Annotated in this window: 13 protein-coding genes, 1 tRNA gene and 1 rRNA gene; 10 read left to right on the plus strand and 5 right to left on the minus strand. The window is 71.8% G+C overall.

Annotation, left to right across the window (positions count from 1 at the left end):
- The 4 genes from rrf to ACILRF_RS08205 form a co-directional block, all read left to right on the plus strand.
- A 5S ribosomal RNA gene (gene rrf, locus ACILRF_RS08190) occupies nucleotides 1-102 on the plus strand; the annotation flags it as partial.
- Between the two features lie 57 nt (nucleotides 103-159).
- Nucleotides 160-236: transfer RNA gene (locus ACILRF_RS08195), tRNA-Met, on the plus strand.
- 151 nt (nucleotides 237-387) lie between these two features.
- Complete coding sequence (locus ACILRF_RS08200; RefSeq protein ID WP_395671796.1) at nucleotides 388-2,193, plus strand: transglycosylase domain-containing protein; 1,806 nt, start codon at nucleotides 388-390, stop codon at nucleotides 2,191-2,193.
- A 64-nt stretch (nucleotides 2,194-2,257) separates the two neighbouring features.
- Nucleotides 2,258-3,529, plus strand: a complete 1,272-nt coding sequence (locus ACILRF_RS08205) for an MFS transporter (RefSeq protein ID WP_395671797.1) — start codon at nucleotides 2,258-2,260, stop codon at nucleotides 3,527-3,529.
- 42 nt (nucleotides 3,530-3,571) lie between these two features.
- Here the strand turns inward: ACILRF_RS08205 and ACILRF_RS08210 are convergent, their stop codons facing one another.
- Together ACILRF_RS08210 and ACILRF_RS08215 are read right to left on the minus strand one after the other, a co-directional pair.
- A complete protein-coding gene (locus ACILRF_RS08210; RefSeq protein ID WP_395671798.1) occupies nucleotides 3,572-4,099 on the minus strand; it encodes an RcnB family protein in 528 nt (175 codons plus the stop codon).
- Between the two features lie 91 nt (nucleotides 4,100-4,190).
- Nucleotides 4,191-7,025 carry a hypothetical protein gene (locus tag ACILRF_RS08215; protein ID WP_395671799.1) on the minus strand — a complete coding sequence of 945 codons (2,835 nt, stop codon included), beginning with the start codon at nucleotides 7,023-7,025 and terminating at the stop codon, nucleotides 4,191-4,193.
- 227 nt (nucleotides 7,026-7,252) lie between these two features.
- Here ACILRF_RS08215 and ACILRF_RS08220 point away from each other — a divergent pair, with 227 nt between their 5' ends.
- From ACILRF_RS08220 to ACILRF_RS08245, 6 genes are all read left to right on the plus strand, one after another.
- The gene (locus tag ACILRF_RS08220; RefSeq protein ID WP_395671800.1) at nucleotides 7,253-8,758 is read left to right on the plus strand and encodes an AlkA N-terminal domain-containing protein; all 1,506 of its coding nucleotides are present in this window, start codon (nucleotides 7,253-7,255) and stop codon (nucleotides 8,756-8,758) included.
- On the plus strand, nucleotides 8,739-9,266 hold the full coding sequence (locus ACILRF_RS08225) for a methylated-DNA--[protein]-cysteine S-methyltransferase (RefSeq protein ID WP_395671801.1): 528 nt from the start codon (nucleotides 8,739-8,741) through the stop codon (nucleotides 9,264-9,266). Before ACILRF_RS08220 ends, ACILRF_RS08225 begins: the two co-directional genes overlap by 20 nt.
- Before the next feature lie 104 nt (nucleotides 9,267-9,370).
- Nucleotides 9,371-9,592 carry a hypothetical protein gene (locus tag ACILRF_RS08230; RefSeq protein WP_395671802.1) on the plus strand — a complete coding sequence of 74 codons (222 nt, stop codon included), beginning with the start codon at nucleotides 9,371-9,373 and terminating at the stop codon, nucleotides 9,590-9,592.
- Nucleotides 9,593-9,709: 117 nt separating this feature from the next.
- Entirely contained in the window at nucleotides 9,710-12,277 is a 2,568-nt protein-coding gene (locus ACILRF_RS08235) for a polar localization protein TipN (protein ID WP_395671803.1), read from the plus strand.
- Nucleotides 12,274-13,254: an N-acetyl-D-Glu racemase DgcA gene (gene dgcA, locus ACILRF_RS08240; RefSeq protein ID WP_395671808.1), complete on the plus strand. Its 981-nt coding sequence runs from the start codon at nucleotides 12,274-12,276 to the stop codon at nucleotides 13,252-13,254. The genes ACILRF_RS08235 and dgcA overlap by 4 nt, the downstream gene beginning before the upstream one ends.
- A 35-nt stretch (nucleotides 13,255-13,289) precedes the next feature.
- Nucleotides 13,290-13,721 (plus strand): DUF4112 domain-containing protein, encoded by a 432-nt coding sequence (locus tag ACILRF_RS08245; protein ID WP_395671804.1) that lies wholly within the window; start codon nucleotides 13,290-13,292, stop codon nucleotides 13,719-13,721.
- A gap of 8 nt (nucleotides 13,722-13,729) precedes the next feature.
- Here ACILRF_RS08245 and ACILRF_RS08250 read toward each other — a convergent pair whose 3' ends face one another.
- The 3 genes from ACILRF_RS08250 to ACILRF_RS08260 all read right to left on the minus strand — a co-directional run.
- Nucleotides 13,730-14,158, minus strand: coding sequence for a cupin domain-containing protein (locus ACILRF_RS08250; protein WP_395671805.1), 429 nt, complete (start codon nucleotides 14,156-14,158; stop codon nucleotides 13,730-13,732).
- A gap of 53 nt (nucleotides 14,159-14,211) precedes the next feature.
- A complete protein-coding gene (locus ACILRF_RS08255; protein ID WP_395671806.1) occupies nucleotides 14,212-16,527 on the minus strand; it encodes a PAS domain S-box protein in 2,316 nt (771 codons plus the stop codon).
- A 126-nt stretch (nucleotides 16,528-16,653) separates the two neighbouring features.
- Nucleotides 16,654-16,986: DUF2218 domain-containing protein (locus ACILRF_RS08260; protein WP_395671807.1), on the minus strand; the 333-nt coding region annotated here is incomplete at its 5' end.

The raw sequence follows: 16,986 nt of genomic DNA on the forward strand, positions 1-16,986 counted from the left end.
CCGGGGGGTCCCCACTCGATCCCATTCCGAACTCGGTCGTTAAGCCCCTTTGGGCCGATGGTACTTCGTCTTAAGGCGCGGGAGAGTAGGTCGCCGCCAGGTCTACCAAACGGATGTGTGGTCCAATCACCCTTCAATTCCGATCCGATACCGCTTTGCCGCGGGGTGGAGCAGCCCGGTAGCTCGTCAGGCTCATAACCTGAAGGTCACAGGTTCAAATCCTGTCCCCGCACCCAAGATTGTCCAGTCTGGACACCGAGAAGGCTCCCGTTTCGGGAGCCTTTTTGTTTTCCGGCCCGCACATTACCGCGAATTATCTTGTCCGCCGGACCGCCCGGCGCGACAAAACCCCGGTGTCGGCGGGGGCCGGTCAAGGAGCTGTCTTTCGTGCTGGGCCTATTCGCCTCGGCGGCGGTGTTCGCCGCGGGGCCGACCATCGCTGCGCCGGAGCTGCCGGCCTTGCCGCCGATCCGGCGGGATCCGCAGATCACCTTCCTCGACCGCAACGGCGAGGTCATCGGCGTCCGCGGCGGAGCCTTCGGTCCGGCCATCGACGTCGCCAGACTGCCGCCGCACGTGCCGGCCGCCTTCGTCGCCATCGAGGACCGCCGCTTCTACGAGCACACCGGTTTCGATCCGCGCGGCATCGCCCGGGCCATCGCCGTGGCGGCGGGGGAGGGGCGGGCCACCCAGGGCGCCTCGACCATCACCCAGCAGGTCGCGCGCCTGCTCTATCTCAGCCAGGACCGCACCGTGGAGCGCAAGGCGACGGAGCTCGTCTACGCCATGCAGCTCGAGCGGACCTACACCAAGCGCCAGATCCTCGGCCTCTACCTCAGCCGCATCAACTTCGGCGCCGGCGCCTATGGCCTCGAGGCCGCGGCTCGCCGCTACTTCAACAAGCCGGCCGCCAAGCTGACGCTGATGGAAGCGGCCATGCTGGCCGGCGTGCCGAAATCCCCCGTCAACTACCACCCCGTCGAACAGCCCGAGCGCAACCGCGAACGCGCGCGCCTGGTGCTCGACGCCATGGTCGAGACCGGCGCCATCTCGCCGGCCGACCGGGCCAAGGCGCTGGCCTCGAAGCCGCGGGTGTGGACGACGCCGCCGAACGCCGGCGCGCCCTATTTCCTCGACTGGCTGGACGCCGACCTGCGCCGCCTCGCCGGACGTCCGACCCAGGATCTGATCGTCGAGACCACCCTCGACGGCCCCCTGGAGCGAGCCGCCGCCGACGCCGCCCGCCGGACGGTGGCCGCCCGGGCGCCCGCGGCGCAGGCCGCCCTCGTCGCGATCGACGGCGCGGGCCGGGTGCGGGCGATGGTCGGCGGCACGGACTACGCCAGGGCGCCCTACAACCGCGCCGCCCGCGCCCAGCGGCAGGCGGGGTCCGCCTGGAAGCCGATCGTCTACCTGACCGCCCTCGAGGCCGGCTGGACGCCCGACGCGCCCGTCGTCGATCAGCCGATCACCATCGGCAACTGGAGCCCGCGCAACTACGACGACGGCTTCCTCGGCCCGATCACCCTCGAGCGGGCGGTCGCGTCCTCGGTCAACACGGTGGCGGCCGAGCTTGCCGACGCGGTCGGCCGGCCGGCCGTCGCGGCGACGGCCAAGCGGCTGGGCATCGCCTCGCCCGTCAACACCGATCCGGCCATGGCGCTCGGCACCACCCAGGTCACGCCGCTGGAGCTGACCCAGGCCTACGCGGTGTTCTCGAACGGCGGCAGCCGGGTGCAGCCCTATGGCATCGAGCGCATCCGCACGGCCGCCGGCCGGGTGATCTACCAGCGCAAGGCCCCGAGCTGGACGCCCGTCGTCGCCAATCCGGCGCTGTCCCATCTCAACCGCGTGCTGCGGGCCGTGGTGACCAGCGGGACGGGGGCGCGCGCCGCACTTGCCGGCTACGACATCGCCGGCAAGACCGGCACCACCTCGGATTATCGCGACGCCTGGTTCTGCGGCTACACCGGCGGCCTGGCGGCCTGCGCCTGGATAGGCCGCGACGACAACGCCCCCCTGCCGCGCATCACCGGCGGCGGCGCGCCGACCGAGATGTGGCGCACGGTCATGGACCTCGGGGTCAAGCGCGTGCCGGTGCAGGTGATCCCGCCCGGCCGTCCGGCGCCCGCGCCGCCGCCCGCCGCCGAGCCGGCCGCAGACATCGCCGCCGCCGAGCCCGCCCGCGACTGACCCCGGTGGCCTCGGCGCGCCGGCTCCTGTATCGCGTCGAGGGTCGAGACGGGGGAACAAGGCGATGGCAACTGCCGAGGGCGCGTCGCACCGGCGCATTCTGACCGCGAGCCTGGTGGGCACGGCGGTCGAGTTCTACGACTTCTATATCTACGCCACGGCCGCCTCGCTGGTGTTCGGCAAGCTGTTCTTCCCGCCGGCCTCGCCGTCGGCCCAGCTGATGAGCGCCTACGCGACCTTCGCCCTGGCCTTCTTCGCCCGGCCGCTCGGGGCCAGCGTGTTCGGCCATTTCGGCGACCGGATCGGCCGCAAGTCGACCCTCGTCGCCTCGCTGCTGCTGATGGGCGGCTCGACCGTCGCCATCGCCTTCCTGCCGACCTACCAGATGGCCGGATGGCTGGCGCCGTTCCTGCTCTGCGTCCTGCGCTTCGGCCAGGGTTTCGGGCTGGGCGGCGAGTGGGGCGGCGCGGCCCTGCTGGCGGTCGAGAACGCGCCGCCCGGCTGGCGGGCGCGGTTCGGCATGTTCCCCCAGCTCGGCGCTCCGGTCGGCTTCCTGGCGGCCAACGGCCTCTTCCTGCTGCTCGGCGTCACCCTGACGCCGGACCAGTTCGAGGCCTGGGGCTGGCGGCTGCCGTTCCTGGCCAGCGTCATCCTCGTCGGCGTCGGCCTCTGGGTGCGGCTGAAGCTCACCGAAACCCCGGCCTTTGCGGCGGCTCTCAAGGCCGAGCCGCCGGCCAAGGTCCCCCTGGCCGAGCTCTTCCGCCGCCACGCCCTGGCGACCTTCGGCGGCGTCTTCGCCGTCGTCGCCTGTTTCGCGGTCTTCTACATCACCACCGCCTTCGCCCTCGGCTATGGCACGACGCGGCTGGGCTACAGCCGCGAGACCTTCCTGGCGGTGCAGCTCGGCGCCATCGGCTTCATGGCCGCCGGCATCATCGCCGCCGGCTACTGGTCCGACGCCGCCTCGCCGCGCCGCGTGCTGATGGCCGGCTGCCTGCTCACCGTGCTGACGGGGTTCGCCCTCGGGCCGATGATGGGCGCAGGCTCGCTGGCGCTGATCTGGGCCTTCCTGGCGCTCGGCCTGGTGATGATGGGCCTGGTCTACGGGCCGCTCGGCGCCTTCCTGCCCAGCCTGTTCCCGGCGCGGGTGCGCTACACCGGCGCCTCGGTGACCTTCAATGTCGGCGGCATCATCGGCGGCGGGCTGACCCCGATGGCCGCCCAGTGGCTCGCCGAGCGCGGCGGCCTCGGCCTCGTCGGCCTCTATCTCAGCGGCGCCGCGCTCGTCAGCTTCCTGGCGCTGCTGGCTCTCCGGCCCCGGCCGGACGACGCCTAAGCAAAAGGCCCCGCGGCGAACCGCGGGGCCTCGAAGGTGCGGCTAGTACCGATACCGGTGCCGGCCGTGGTCGTTGTCGCTCAGGGCGCCACCGATGATCATGCCGATGATGCCGCTGGCGATCGCCGCCATCACCACGTCGCCGTTGTCCGAGCGGTAGTAGCGGTAGCCCGGACGGGGCGGCGGCAGCCGATAGGCGCGATAGTCGCTGATGTAGTATCCGCGGTCGCGGTAGTACGGATAGACCTGGCCGGCCCGCCAGCTGCTGGAGCCGTAGTAGGGCGAATAGCCGTAGCCATAGCCGCCCCCGTAGCCGCCGCCGTAGCCGTAGCCCGAGCGGTAGCCCTGGCGATAGCGGTCGCGGCGATTGTCATGGCGGTCCCACTGGTCGGGACGGCCGTCGCGGTCGCGGTCGCGGTTCCATTCACGATGATCCGGCCGGCCGTCGCGGTCGGAGTCGCGGTAATAGCCGCGACCGTTGTAGCCGCCGTAGCCGTAGGGCTGGGCGGAGGCCACCGTGCCCGCCAGAGTCATGGCGGCGGCGGCAGTAATCAGAAGGGCTTTCTTCATGGCGGTCTCCTCAGTGGGACCATCATGCCTGCGACCATCTGAACCGGCGCCGCGCGATCCGTTCACCTGCGGTTCAACTACCTGACAAGGTTCAGAAGAACAGCTTGCGCAGGCTTACCCGCACCGTGCGTCCCAGGGGATCGATCAGGTCGGGCTGATAGTTGATCGGCGTCGCGCCGCTGGCGTCGCGCACCCGGATGCGGGTGTCGAAGAGGTTATCCACCGATAGGGTGGCGCGCGTGCCGCGAAGCCAACGCTTTCCTCGCGCCCAGGGCTGCAGGCCGATGTCGGCGAACAGCCGGGCGTTGACGGTCGTCAGGTCCGAGAAGGTCAGGTTCTGGCCGCCGAACGGCGCGCCGACCACGTCGGTGCCGCTCTGCCAGCGGGCGACGAGGCGGATGCCCAGCCCGTTGCGCGTCGCGCCGGCCTGCGCTTCGATCTCGTGCCGCGGCTGGCCGCCGTTGGCGCCGGCGGCCGAGCCGTTCAGCAGGTCGAGCACCTCCACGCCGGGGCGGATCAGGATCTCGTTCTGCAGGCGCACGGTGTGGAACAGCGCCAGCTGCAGCGCGCCGCCGCCTCCGAAGCCCCCTCGGCCGAAGCCCCCGCCGCTGAAGCCGCCGGGACCGCGGCCGCCGAAGCCGCCGCCAGGACCGCCCTCGGCCCTCTGGCCCTCCGCCCTCTGGCCCTCGGCCGCCGGAGGCTCGCCTGCCGGCGTCTGTGCGCCCGGCGGCTGACCGGCTCGGGCCGCGTTCGGGGCGGCGGGATCATCGGCGGCTCTCGGTCGCCCGCCCCCGGCGCCGCCTGGCCCCTGGCCGGGTCGGCGGGTCGGACCGAGGCGCCGGACATAGTTGAAGCCCCAGCGGACCTCTTCCAGATCCTGCCGCGCGAAGTTCACGGGGCGAAGATCGAAGACCGGCTCGCCCGTCGCTTCATCCGTATAGAAACGCTCCGGGAACGCAGCTTGGATCTCCGCCGTCGCCGCCGGGAACGAGGCGATCACGTCGCGGATCTTCGTGCGCACATAGTCCGCGCGGAAGGTGAGGTCGGTCTCGCGCAGCGGCTTGAAATTGACCCCGAGCTTCAGGACCTGCCGGCTGTCGGCGAGCAGGTCGGGGTTTCCGCCTTCGCGACGCGTCACGAACACGGTCTTTCCCGTGACGAAGTCGAACACCCGGGCGTTCTCGGTGTCGATGACCGGGTCGCCCAGCTGCTGGATGGTCGGCGCCCCTTCCTCGTCGGTGAAGGAGGCGATGAAGCGCAGCCGCTCGATCGGCGACCAGTTGAGGCCGGCGCCCAGGGTCGTCAGGGCGCCGAAATCCGACAGCTTCTCGGCCGCGACGTTGACGTTGGCCGACAGGTCGCCGATCGCGCCCAGGAACTCGCCGCGGCGGGTCAGCGGGGCGTCGAAATTGGCCTGCACCCGTCCGATGTTTCGCGACAGATCGGCGGTCCGCGTGACGCCGAGACGCCGCGACCAGCTTTCGAAGTTCCGGGTCTCGCCGCCGATGGTCAGCGTCGTGGTGGCCTCCCCCGCCGGCAGCTTGAACAGCGTACCGTTCAGCATCGCCTCGGCGTCGGCGGAGGTCACCGTGGAGCGGGCCTGGTCCGGCGCCCGCGGCGTCGCCAGGTCCGGCGCGAAGGCGGCGAACGGGTTCGCCAGCCCGGCGTCGATCGCCGCCTGCAGGGCCGACACGTTGAGCCCGCGCTCGGTCAGGGTCTCGATGTGCGTCCGGTCGGCGTTGGCGGTGACCGCCCAGCGCCAGCCCGACCGCGCGCCGTTCACCGCCATGCCCAGGTGCCCGCTCAGCACGTCGTTGGTGCGGGTGAGGGGATCGAGGCCGGAAAACCGCTGCACCGCCACGTCGGAGGCGAAGGGCGAGAACGGATTGCCGGCCGGCGCAGCGAGGGTGATCGCGTCGAGGCCCAGGCGGCTCTGGGTCTCGCTGGCCTCCAGCCGGGCATTGACGGTGGCGCCGACCCCTTCGGCGATCGGCCGCGACAGCACCATGTTCAGCGACGCTTCGTTGGATCCGCCCAGCAGGCTGCGATATCGGCCCTCGTCCGTCGTCGACACCGGCGCGGCGGCGAAGGCGCCGAGCGTCAGGCCGTTGGCCGGGATGCCGACCACCGTCAGCGGCCGCCCGGCCTCCGCGCTCAGCGCCGGATCGATCTGGGCGCCGAGCTCGGCCGCGGTGACGTTGCCGCCGAGCGCGAACGGCGCGGCGCCGTCGGCGCGCAGGATGTTCCGCTCGCTTTCCAGCAGCGGCGTCGAGCGCGCCGCCTTGACGTCGATCTGAACTCGCGTGTCGCCCTGGATGCGCAGGACGTTGGCCGTGGCGTCGAAGCTCTCGCGATCGCCGGCTGTCGGCACGCGCACGCCGGCCTCGGTTGTCAGGGCGCGGAAGCGGCGGCGCAGCACCAGGTTCACCACGCGCTGGTTGGCCGGATAGCCGTACTTCAGCGCGACCTCCTCCGGCAGGATGTCGACGCGCTGGATCGCTTCGGGCGGCAGGTCGCGAACCTCGGCGAAGCTGGAGATCCGCTGGCCGTTGACCAGCATCACCGGCCGGCCGCCGCCGCGGCCCCGGCCGCTGCCGGTCTGCGGGGACAGGGCGTCGAGCAGTTCGGCGACCGAGCTCGCGCCCAGCGCCCGGATTTCCCGCGGGCCGAGCTGGATTTCAGGCGGAATGTCCCCGACCACGGCGCCGCGCTGCTGCCGGGCGGCGACGACGACGAGCTCGTCGAGCTCGGCCGGATCGGCATAGGGGTCCTGGTCGTCGACGGGCGCCGGAGCCTGGGCCGCGGGACGGGACGGCGCCTGGGCCGCGGCCGGTCCGCCAAGGGCGCACAGGGCGGCGCATCCCAGAAGCGCCGTGCGCCAGTGGACGTTCGCCGAGATCCCGATGGCCCGCGTCATTCCGATCACCCCGTTGTTCTCCTCGATGCGCCGCACACGACACGTGCGGCGCCTTAAACACCTCAGCGCCCGATCCGATCAACCGAGCTTGGCCTTAGTTTGTCCTGCTCGTGTCGGCTGGATTTCATATCCCTGCGGGTGTTGCGTTAGTTTGCGGCCGCCGAAATGGGGGTTCATCGGGCATTCATGTCCGAAAACCGCGAGACACCCCCGCCGCCGCCGCGCATCCTGCGGCCATGGATTTTGACTTCCAGGCCTGCCGGCAAGCGTTCCTGACCCGGGACCCGCGCTTCGACGGCCGCATCTTCGCGGGCGTGCGGACCACCGGCATCTACTGTCGGCCGGTCTGCCCGGCGCGAACGCCAAAGCCGCAGAACATGACCTTCTACCCGTCGGCCGCCGCGGCGCAGGAGGCCGGCTTCCGCCCCTGCCTCAGGTGCCGACCGGAGTCGTCCCCCGACCTCGGCGCCTGGCGCGGCACCTCCAACACCGTCAGCCGGGCGCTCGCCCTGATCGAGGCCGGGGCCCTGGACCAGGGCGATGTCGACGCCCTCGCTGGCCGCCTCGGCCTGGGCGAGCGGCAGTTGCGCCGCCTGTTCCAGCAGCATCTCGGGGCCTCGCCGGTGGCGGTGGCCCAGACCCGACGCGTGCTGCTGGCCAAACAGCTGATCCACGAAACCCGCCTGCCGATGGCCGAGGTCGCCCTGGCCGCCGGCTTCGGCAGCGTCCGCCGCTTCAACGAGACGTTCCAGCAGCTGTTCGCGCGCCCGCCGGGCGCCCTGCGTCGCACCCGCGGCGGGGAGGCGGCCTCGGCGGCCGGCGGCGTCACCGTGCGGCTGCCGTATCGCGCGCCCTACGACTGGTCGGCGATGATCGGCTTCCTCGCCGCTCGGGCCATTCCAGGCGTGGAGGCGGTCAGCTCGCGTCGCTATGCCCGTACGCTGGCGGTGGAAGGCGGCCATGGGCTTGTCGTCGTGACGCCGGGCGACGGCGATTTCCTGGTCGCCGAGATCCGCCTGCCGCGTATCCAGACCCTACCGGCGGTGATCGCTCGCATTCGCCGCGTCTTCGACCTGGCGGCCGACCCGGCGCTGATCGGCGAGCGGCTGTCCCAGGACCCGGCCCTTGCGCCGCTCGTCGCCGCCCGGCCGGGTCTGCGCGCCCCGGGCGCCTGGGATGGGTTCGAACTGGCGGTGCGGGCGATCCTCGGCCAGCAAATCACCGTCGAGGCGGCCCGCCGTCTCGCGGCCCGTCTTACTGAGGCGTTCGGCGCAGCGGTCGCCGATCCGGCGGCCGCCGGCCTTGGCCTCACCCGCATCTTCCCAACGCCCGATCAACTGGTCGGCCAGGATATCGCCGCGCTCGGCATGCCCCGCTCGCGCGGCGCGGCTCTGATGGCGCTGGCCCGTACGGTGATCGAAGATCCTGCGGTGTTCTCGCCGCGCTCCGACCTCGACAGCGCCGTCGCGGCGCTGCGCGGCCTGCCGGGCGTCGGCGACTGGACCGCCCACTACATCGCCCTGCGGGAGCTGCGCGAGCCCGACGCCTTTCCGCATGGCGACGTCGCGCTGCACCGCGCCTATGCGGCGGCGGCCGGCGTTCCGCGCCCGACCCCTCGCGAACTCCTGCTGATCGCCGAAGGCTGGCGCCCCTGGCGCGCCTATGCGGCGCAACACCTGTGGGCCGCCGACGCGGCCCCGCCCCACGAAAGGATCAAGACCGATGCCCAGCGCGCAGCCTGAACGCCTGGTCCTGGACCGCCTCGCCACCCCGATCGGAACCGCCCTCCTGGTTACCGACGAGACCGGGGCCCTGCGGGCGTTCAACTGGACCGACTACGAGGACAGCATGCAGAGCTGGATCGCCCGCCGCTATCCGGCGGCACGGCGCGAAAGCGGGGTCTCTCCGGCGCGTGACGCGTTCCAGCGCTATTTCGCCGGCGATTTGGCGGCGCTCGACGCCGTGCGCTGGACGGCTGCCGGCACCGACTTCCAGCTCAAGGTGTGGGAGACGCTGTGCACCATCCCGGTGGGAGAGACGCTCAGCTATGCGGGGTTGGCCGCCCGGATCGGCAAGCCAAGCGCCATGCGCGCCGTGGGCCTGGCCAATGGCGCCAACCCCGTCGCCGTGGTCGTTCCCTGCCACCGGGTGATCGGCGCGAACGGCTCCCTGACCGGCTACGGCGGCGGTCTGCAGCGCAAGAAGTGGTTGCTGGCGCTTGAGGGGGCGGCGTTCCGTGACGCGGCGTGACCCGCCTTACCTTTCCAAAATTTCATGTGGCGGACTGTCGCGGGACGGCGACGCTTTCCGTATAACGACGGTCGGACGACTCGCATCGACGCAGGGAGGCTCTCGTGACGACATTGACGGACGTGGTCGCCGCCATGGTCATGCATTCCTCCGCGGTCGCCTTCTCGCACTTCGGCGTCTCGGTCGAACCGCTCCAGCTTGAGCGGCCGCAGCCGCAGGCCGAACGCGTTGTCGCCCGCCTGCCGCGCAAAACCCGTGCGGAAAAGGCCGTCGACTGCCCCGAGCCGGTTCGCGCGCCGCAGCGCACCGCCGTCGTCCGCGCCTGAGCCCGCGACCTTCTACCCCCCAGCTTTCCCGCCGCGCCTGTTTGCGTCCGCCCTGCGGAGAGGTAATCCTTTTCGCCGCCGGCCTTTGCGCTTGGCGCAGGGAAGGGGTTAGCGCGCATGAAGATCCGCAGGCGCCAGCCGCCGACGAGTTTCGGCGCGTCGAACGATCAGGAGCCTGCGCCGGCGGCCGAGGCGCCGCGAGCCGCGGCCGACGGCGCCTTGCCCGAACCTGAGCCGATCGTCCCCCCGAAAGCCCTCGCATCGGCGCGTCCGCCGTTGCGGTCCGCGCGCTCGAGCTCCGGCTGGCCGATCTATCTCGTCGCAACGGTGGTTTCGGGCCTCTGGGCGCTGGCGCCGCTCGCCTTCGCCGTCGGCTATCGCAACCGCGTGGCGCCGCTGCAGGACGACGGCTTCGCGCTGCTGGTCTTCGCCCTGCTGGCCGTCGGGCCCGCGGCCCTCGTATGGGGCGTCGCCTACATGGTCCGCCAGGGCCAGAAGCTCGCCGCCGAGGCGCGCCGCACCCAGGCGATGGCCGAGGACATGCTCTCGCCGGCGCTGAGCGCCGCGGCGCGTGCCGGCGACGTCGTGCAGGCGGTCCGAGAGGAGATCGTCGCCGCGGGCGCCGCCGCCGACCAAGCCCGTGGAACCCTGCTCGCGCTGCGTCAGGCCATGGCCGAAGAGGCGCTGCGCCTCACCGACGCCACCCGCGCCTCGGTCCGCACCGCCCAGGAGCTGACGGGCGCGCTTGGTCAGGAGCGCACGGAGATCGGGGCGCTGGCCGAGACGCTGAGCGCGCGGGCCGGGGAGGTCGCCGAGACCATCTCCGGACAGGTCCGCCGGGTCGCCGAGGCCGCCGACGCGGCTGGCGACCGTCTCAAGGCGGCCGAGGCCGACCTTGCCGGAACGCTGGAAGCCCAGGCCGCCAAGACCACCGAGGCGCTGGGCCAGCAGGCGCGCATCCTGACCGAGGCGGCCGAGGTCGCCGACGTTCGCCTGCGCGACGCCGAGGCCTCGCTGGCCGCCCGCGCCGGGGCGGTCACCGCCGCCGCCGCCGAGGTGGGCGACGCCGCCCGCGTCGCCGCCGAGGATCTCGATCGCCACATCGCCCGGCTCGAGACGGCCGGCTCCGGCGTCGCCGACCAGGTTCGCGCCGTCGAGGGCGGGCTCGTCCAGCACCGGGAGACCCTGTCGGCCCTGTCGCAGGCCCTGCGCGCCGACCAGCAGGCCTTCGCGGCCGATGCGGACGGCCACGCCGAGCGCCTCGGCGAGTTCATCGCCCAGGCCCGGCTGTCCGCCGCTGAGATGAGCGAGCGGGCGCTGCGCGGCAGCGAGACGCTCAAGGCCCTCATGGCCGACGCCGCCGAGCAGTTCCGCGACCTCGCCGAGACCGCCCGGGCCGAACGCGAGGAGTTCGGGCAATCGACGCTGCAATCGCTGGAGGCCGTCTCCGCCGCCGCCGCCGAGCAACGCGCTAAGCTCGAGACCCAGACCCGCGGCGCCATCGACGCCCTGGCGCGCGCCGCCGAGGAGACCCGCGAAGCCGCCGCCCGTCACGCCGCCGCGGCCCGCGATCAGGTCGATCAGCTGTCCGAGGCCGCGTTCAGCGCCGGCCAGAAGGCCAACCAGGTGTTCGAGGCCCGACTGGCTGAAGCTAAGGCGCTGGTCGAGCAGTCCTCGCAGATGGTGGAACAGGCCGGCCAGGCGACGGCCCGAAAGCTCGACGAAGGGGCCGCCGCCGCCCGCGCCACGCTTGGCGAGTTGCAGACCATGCTGGGCGAGCTCGACGAGCGCGCCCGCCGCCTGCCGCAGACCGCCCGCGGCCAGGCCGAGGAGGTCCGCGCCACGGTCGCCCAGGGCATGGACGAGCTGATGGAGGCGGCCCGCCGGACGGCCGAGGAGGCCGAGGCCATCGACGCCGCCTTCCAGGACCGGGTTCGCCGCAACTTCGAGATGCTGAGCGAGGCCGTCCGGCTGATGGGCACGGCTGCGGCCGCGCCGGCCGCGCCGCCGCCGCCGATCCCTCGCGCCGAGCCGACGCCCCGCGCCCGCACCCGCGCGGCCGCACCGCCGCCGGCGCCCGAGCCGTCGGTTGACGACATTGACGATCAACAACCGCAGGTTGAAGACGCGCCCGGCGCGGTGCTGGCCGAGCGGCTCGGCCTCCGCCCCCGGCTCAAGCTGGCCCCCACCGCCACCGACGCCGAATTCAGCCAGGTCTTCGAGGCGGCCGGCGGTCCTGTCCCGCCCAAGCCGGCCCCCGCCAAAGGCTCGGAAGGCTGGACCTGGACCGATCTCCTGGCCTCCGTCGACGGCGGCGTCGGCGACGCCGAGAAGCTCGAGGCCCGGCTCACCTCGGAACTCGCCGGCATGGGCATCGACCCGGAAAAGCTGCTGCCCAAGCCACGCATCGACGAGGTCGCCGCCGCCGTCCAGACCGGCGACATCGACGGCGCCCGGCAAGTGGTCAAGAAGCTCGCCCCCGCCGCCACCCGCCGCATCGTCCGCCGCCTGTTCACCGACGAGGCCCTCCGCGCCGACGTCACCAGCTACCTGCGCCGCTACCAGGCCCTGGTCGACGACGCGGTGGTCCGCGACCCGGAGGGCTTCCTGATGAGCTCCCTGCTCGCCGCCGACGCCGGCCGGACCTACCTGCTGCTCGACGCCGCCGTCGGGGATATGGCCTGAGGCGCCTCGTCGCCCGCGACGAGCGCTGGCCTCTGCGCGAGGCCTTCGTCATCGCCCGCGGCGCCAAGCGCCAGGCCCACGTCGTCGTGGTCGAAATCACCGACGGCGTGCATCACGCACACGGCGAGGCCGTTCCCTATGCTCGCTACGGCGAAGACGTGCCGGGCGTCCTGGCCCAGATCGACGCCTTGCGACCCGCCATCGAAGCCGGCGCCGATCGTGAGGCGCTCCTGCGCCTCGCACCGCCCGGCGCGGCCCGCAACGCCATCGACTGCGCCCTCTGGGATCTCGAAGCCAAGCAAGCCGGCGTCCGCGCCTGGGATCTCGTCGGCCGGCCGCCGCCGAGCCCGGTGAAGACCTGCTACACCCTGAGCCGCGCCGCGCCGGCCGCGATGGCCAAGGCGGCGACCGCCAACGCCCGCCGGCCGATGCTGAAGTTGAAGATCGCCGGCGCGGACGACCTCGCCGCCGTCGAGGCCGTCCGCGCCGCCGCGCCGCGCACCCGCCTGATCGTCGACGCCAACGAGTCCCTCAGCTTCGAAGACCTCCAGCGCCTTGCGCCCGAGCTCGTTCGGCTCGACGTCCAGATGCTGGAACAGCCCCTGCCGGTCGGCGAAGACGCAGTGCTTCAGGGCTACGAGAGCCCCATCCCCCTGGGCGCCGACGAAAGCCTGCATACCCGCGCCGACCTCGAGGCCTGTGCGGCCCGCTACACCTGCGTCAACGTCAAGCTCGATAAGGCCGGCGGCCTGACGGAGGCCCTGGCTCTGGCCCAGGACGTCAGGGCCCGAGGTCTGGACCTGATGGTCGGCTGCATGGTCGGGACCTCGCTGGCCATGGCGCCCGCGATGATGCTGACGCCCGGCGCCCGCTTCGTGGATCTCGACGGCCCGCTGCTGCTGGCGAGGGACCGCGAGCCTGGCCTCTCCATCCTGGGCTCGATGATCGAGCCGCCGCCCGCCGGATTGTGGGGCTAGGAACCCGGCGCCCGTCTTCCGGCGTTTGGCAGCGTATGAGCGACTCGGTCCCCACTCGTGAGCGTGCCCACCGCGCCTGGCGGTCCGCCGACCGCATCAAGCGCCTGTCAGATGGCCTCGTGCGGATCGGCCCCTGGGGCCTCGGCATCGACGGCGTGCTGGCCTGGGTTCCCGGCGCCGGCACGGTCTATTCGCTGGGGGCAGGGGGCCTGCTGCTCTACGAGGCCGCCCAGGCCGGGGCGTCGCGGTCGACGCTGACCCGGATGGCCGGTTGGCTGCTGGCCGACAGCGCCTCGTCCACCGTGCCGGTGGTCGGCTGGGCGATCGACACCTTCTTCCGCGGCCACCGCATGGCCGCCAAGGAACTGCAGAAAGACGTAGAGCGGCGCCACGGCCGCCCGGAGCCCGGCGTCCGCCCGGACGCCTTCGTCCCCTCGATGAGGAACGTCACGCCCGGCCGGAGCTGAGGCGGCGCCTACTTACGCGGCGTATAGACGACGTAATACTTGGTGTAGCCGTCGGTGTCCCAGCGGCCCTTCCATTCCTTGGGAATGGTCACCGCGTCGCCCGGGCCGGCCTTCGTCACCGTGCCGTCGGCGGAAGTCAGCGTCACGCTGCCCTCCAGGAAATACATGAACTCGTCGGCCCCATAGGTTTCGTACTCGGCGTGTGCCGGGCCGGACTTGAAGACGCCCGCCGTGGCGGCGCGATCCTGCGAGCGCAGCATCTGGAAATGGTGGGTGTCGCGGGTGCCGTCGATCAGGGAGCCCTTGGTGGCCTCCTTGCGCTCGAACACCGGGCCGCGAGCCTCGGCCGGCGAGATCTTCAGAGGATGCAGGGTCTGGGCGGCGGCGGCGCCGGCGGTGGCGGTGAGGGCGGCGGCGAGGATAGCGAGGCGGATCATGTCGTCTCCGATCGATGTGCGACGACAGCCATAACCCAAGCCTTGGGCTCGCACTATTCCTCGGGCAACGGCAGGGTGAACCAGAAGGTCGAGCCGACGCCGGGCTCTGACGACACGCCGATCTCGCCGCCCATCGCCTCGATCAACCCCTTGCAGATAGCGAGGCCAAGCCCCGTGCCGCCGTGCGCGCGTGTCGCCGAGGCGTCGACCTGCGAGAACCGCTGGAACAGCCGCTGCCGCTCGCCCTCGGCGATGCCCGGTCCGGTGTCGGTGACCTCGGCGCGGACGCGTCCCGGACCGTCCATCATCAGACGGACGTCCACCCGGCCTTCGGCCGTGAACTTCACGGCGTTGCCGACCAGGTTGAACAGCACCTGCCGCACCCGGCCACGATCGAGCGCCAGGGTGGAAGGGACGCGGTCGTCGAGATCGGCCTGCAGGGCGAGGCCTTTTTCGGCTGCTTGCTGGCCAAGGACCTCCCGGACCTCCTGGACCACCGCCCTCAGGTCCGTCGGCTCGATCCGCAGCTCCATGCGCCCCGATTCCAGGGTCGAGAAGTCGAGGACGTCGTTGATCGTCGACAGCAGGGCCCGGCTGGCGACCTGCAGGCGCTCGACGAACCGGCGCGATTCCGGGGCCAGCTCCGGGCGGATGCTCAGCATGCCCGCGAACCCGATGACCGCAGTCAGGGGCGTCCGCAGCTCGTGGCTGATGTTGGCCAGGAACTCCGACTTCGCCCGCGCCCCGGCGTCGGCCGCGTCGCGCGCGGCCACCAACTCCTGTTCGAGCTCCACCTGATCGGTGACGTCCCGGGAGACATCGACGAACTCGCAGGGCTTGCCCTCGGAATCCAGCAGCAGGGTCGGGTTGCCCTCGATCCAGATCCACCGCCCGTCCTTGTGGCAGACCCGGTAGCGGACCGGCTCGCCGCCCTCGCGCACGCCGTCGGCAAGCTCCTGAAAGACTTTACGCAGTCCGTCGAGATCATCGGGATGGACGTACGGTCCAATGCTGTTGCCGATCAGCTCGGCCGGATCGTAACCGGCGACCGCCCGCACGCTGGGCGACATGTAGAGGACGGTCCCGTCGAGACGGGTGCGCGAGATCATGTCGCGCGCATTCTCGGCGATCAGACTGTAGCGGGCCTCGGATTCGGCGTGGGCGTTCTCCGCCTTCTTGCGTTCGTCGATGTTCCGCAGCACCGCGATCATCTCGACCGGCTTGCCCTCGGCGTCGCGGATCAGCTGGAAACGGGTCTCGACCCAGACGGGGCGCCCATCGCGGTGCTTGGCGCGGTGCTCCAGGGTGAACTCGCTCTCGCCCCGCGCCATGCGGGCGAAGGCCCCGAGCAGCAAGGCGCGGTCTTCGGGCCAGACGAAAGCCTGCGCCGGCTGGCCCGCCATCTCGCGCGGCTTGTAGCCGATCAAGGCCTGGATGGCCGGAGAGATGTAGCTGCTGGCCCCATCCATCCGGATGCGGGTGACGACGTCGGCCATGTTCTCGGCCAGCAGCTGATAGCGGGCGCGGCTGTTCTCGGCGGCCTTGAGCCGCAGCTGCTGTTCGGTGACGTCCTGCATCACCCCGAACAGACCGATCACCGCACCGCCAGCGTCTCTCAAGGCGCGCGAGCGGATGTGCATGTGGCGCAGCGCGCCATCCCGGCGGTTTAGCGGCACGACGCTGTCGAGGCCCGAACCGTGCGCCAGCGCGTCCTCGATATAGGCGGTGAACCGCCGTTGTTCCTCAGGCGGATAGAGGCCGATCACCGTTTCAAGGTCCGGCGGCGGCCCGCCGGGGTCGATGCCGGTGAGACGGTACATCTCCTCCGACCAGATCACCGATCGGCTGCCCGCCTCGTAGAACCAGTGCCCCGCACCGACCGTCTGCTCAACGAAATCCAGAAGCTGCAGGCGGCTCGCCGCCAATGCCGGCGCCAACGCGGCCTGAAGCCGATCTCCCGCCAGCCCGGCAAGCAAGTCGAGACGCGCCAGGGCCTGCGGATCCGGCGGCGCCGCGTCGCCTGCGCCCAGCACCAGAAGCCCGCCGATCACCGCCTCTCTGGCGCCGAGGATCGGCGCGGCGGCGATCAGTCGCTTGCCAACTACGGGCAGGTCGGAATCGCTGACGAATGCCCGCCGGGCGGCGGTCAGGGCTTTGGCCAGATCATCGCTCGCGTAGGCCGCGTCGATCTCCGCACCTTCGCGCAGCACGAGACGGCCACCTTCGAACACGGCGACGGCAGCGGCGGAGGCGTCGAACAACTCGGCGGCGAGGCTGGCGATCCTCTCCAGCCCGGGATCGGGCGTCGCCTGGGCGCCGAGGCGCTGCGCCAGCCCAGAAACCTGGTCCGCTCCAAGCGCCAGCAACATTCCCGGTCGCCTCCCGCCCGTGGGTTGGTCCCGATCCACGGGATCATCTTGACCCGAACCAGCCTAGCTGTCGCGGCGTTCCATCCGGATCACAACCAAAAGATGTCGGCGCAACCCGGATTGGGCTCAGGGCGAAGTCGGACCCCAGGCGATCGCGAGCGGGGCCTCACGGAAGGCGAAGCGGTCGAGGTGCCGCTGAAGGACGCCCTGCATCCCGATCAGCTGCTCGTCCACGCTGGCGTCGAGGCGGCATTCCAGACGATCGGGGTGCGCGGTCAGGGTGGCGACAGCGTCCGCGGGCCAGCTCGCCCCGCGGTTGTCCTTGGGGAACACGATGCGCCCCGTCTGCGGCGTGAACTCCACGGCCAGGCTGTGGGACCAGTGCTTGCAGAGCTGCTGGAGATAGCGGCTCGCGTTCGTCGTCGTGGCCTGGCCGGTGCTGCTGGGCATTCCGTACTC

The organism is Phenylobacterium sp., assembly GCF_044236515.1.
In the GTDB taxonomy this organism is placed as follows: domain Bacteria; phylum Pseudomonadota; class Alphaproteobacteria; order Caulobacterales; family Caulobacteraceae; genus Phenylobacterium.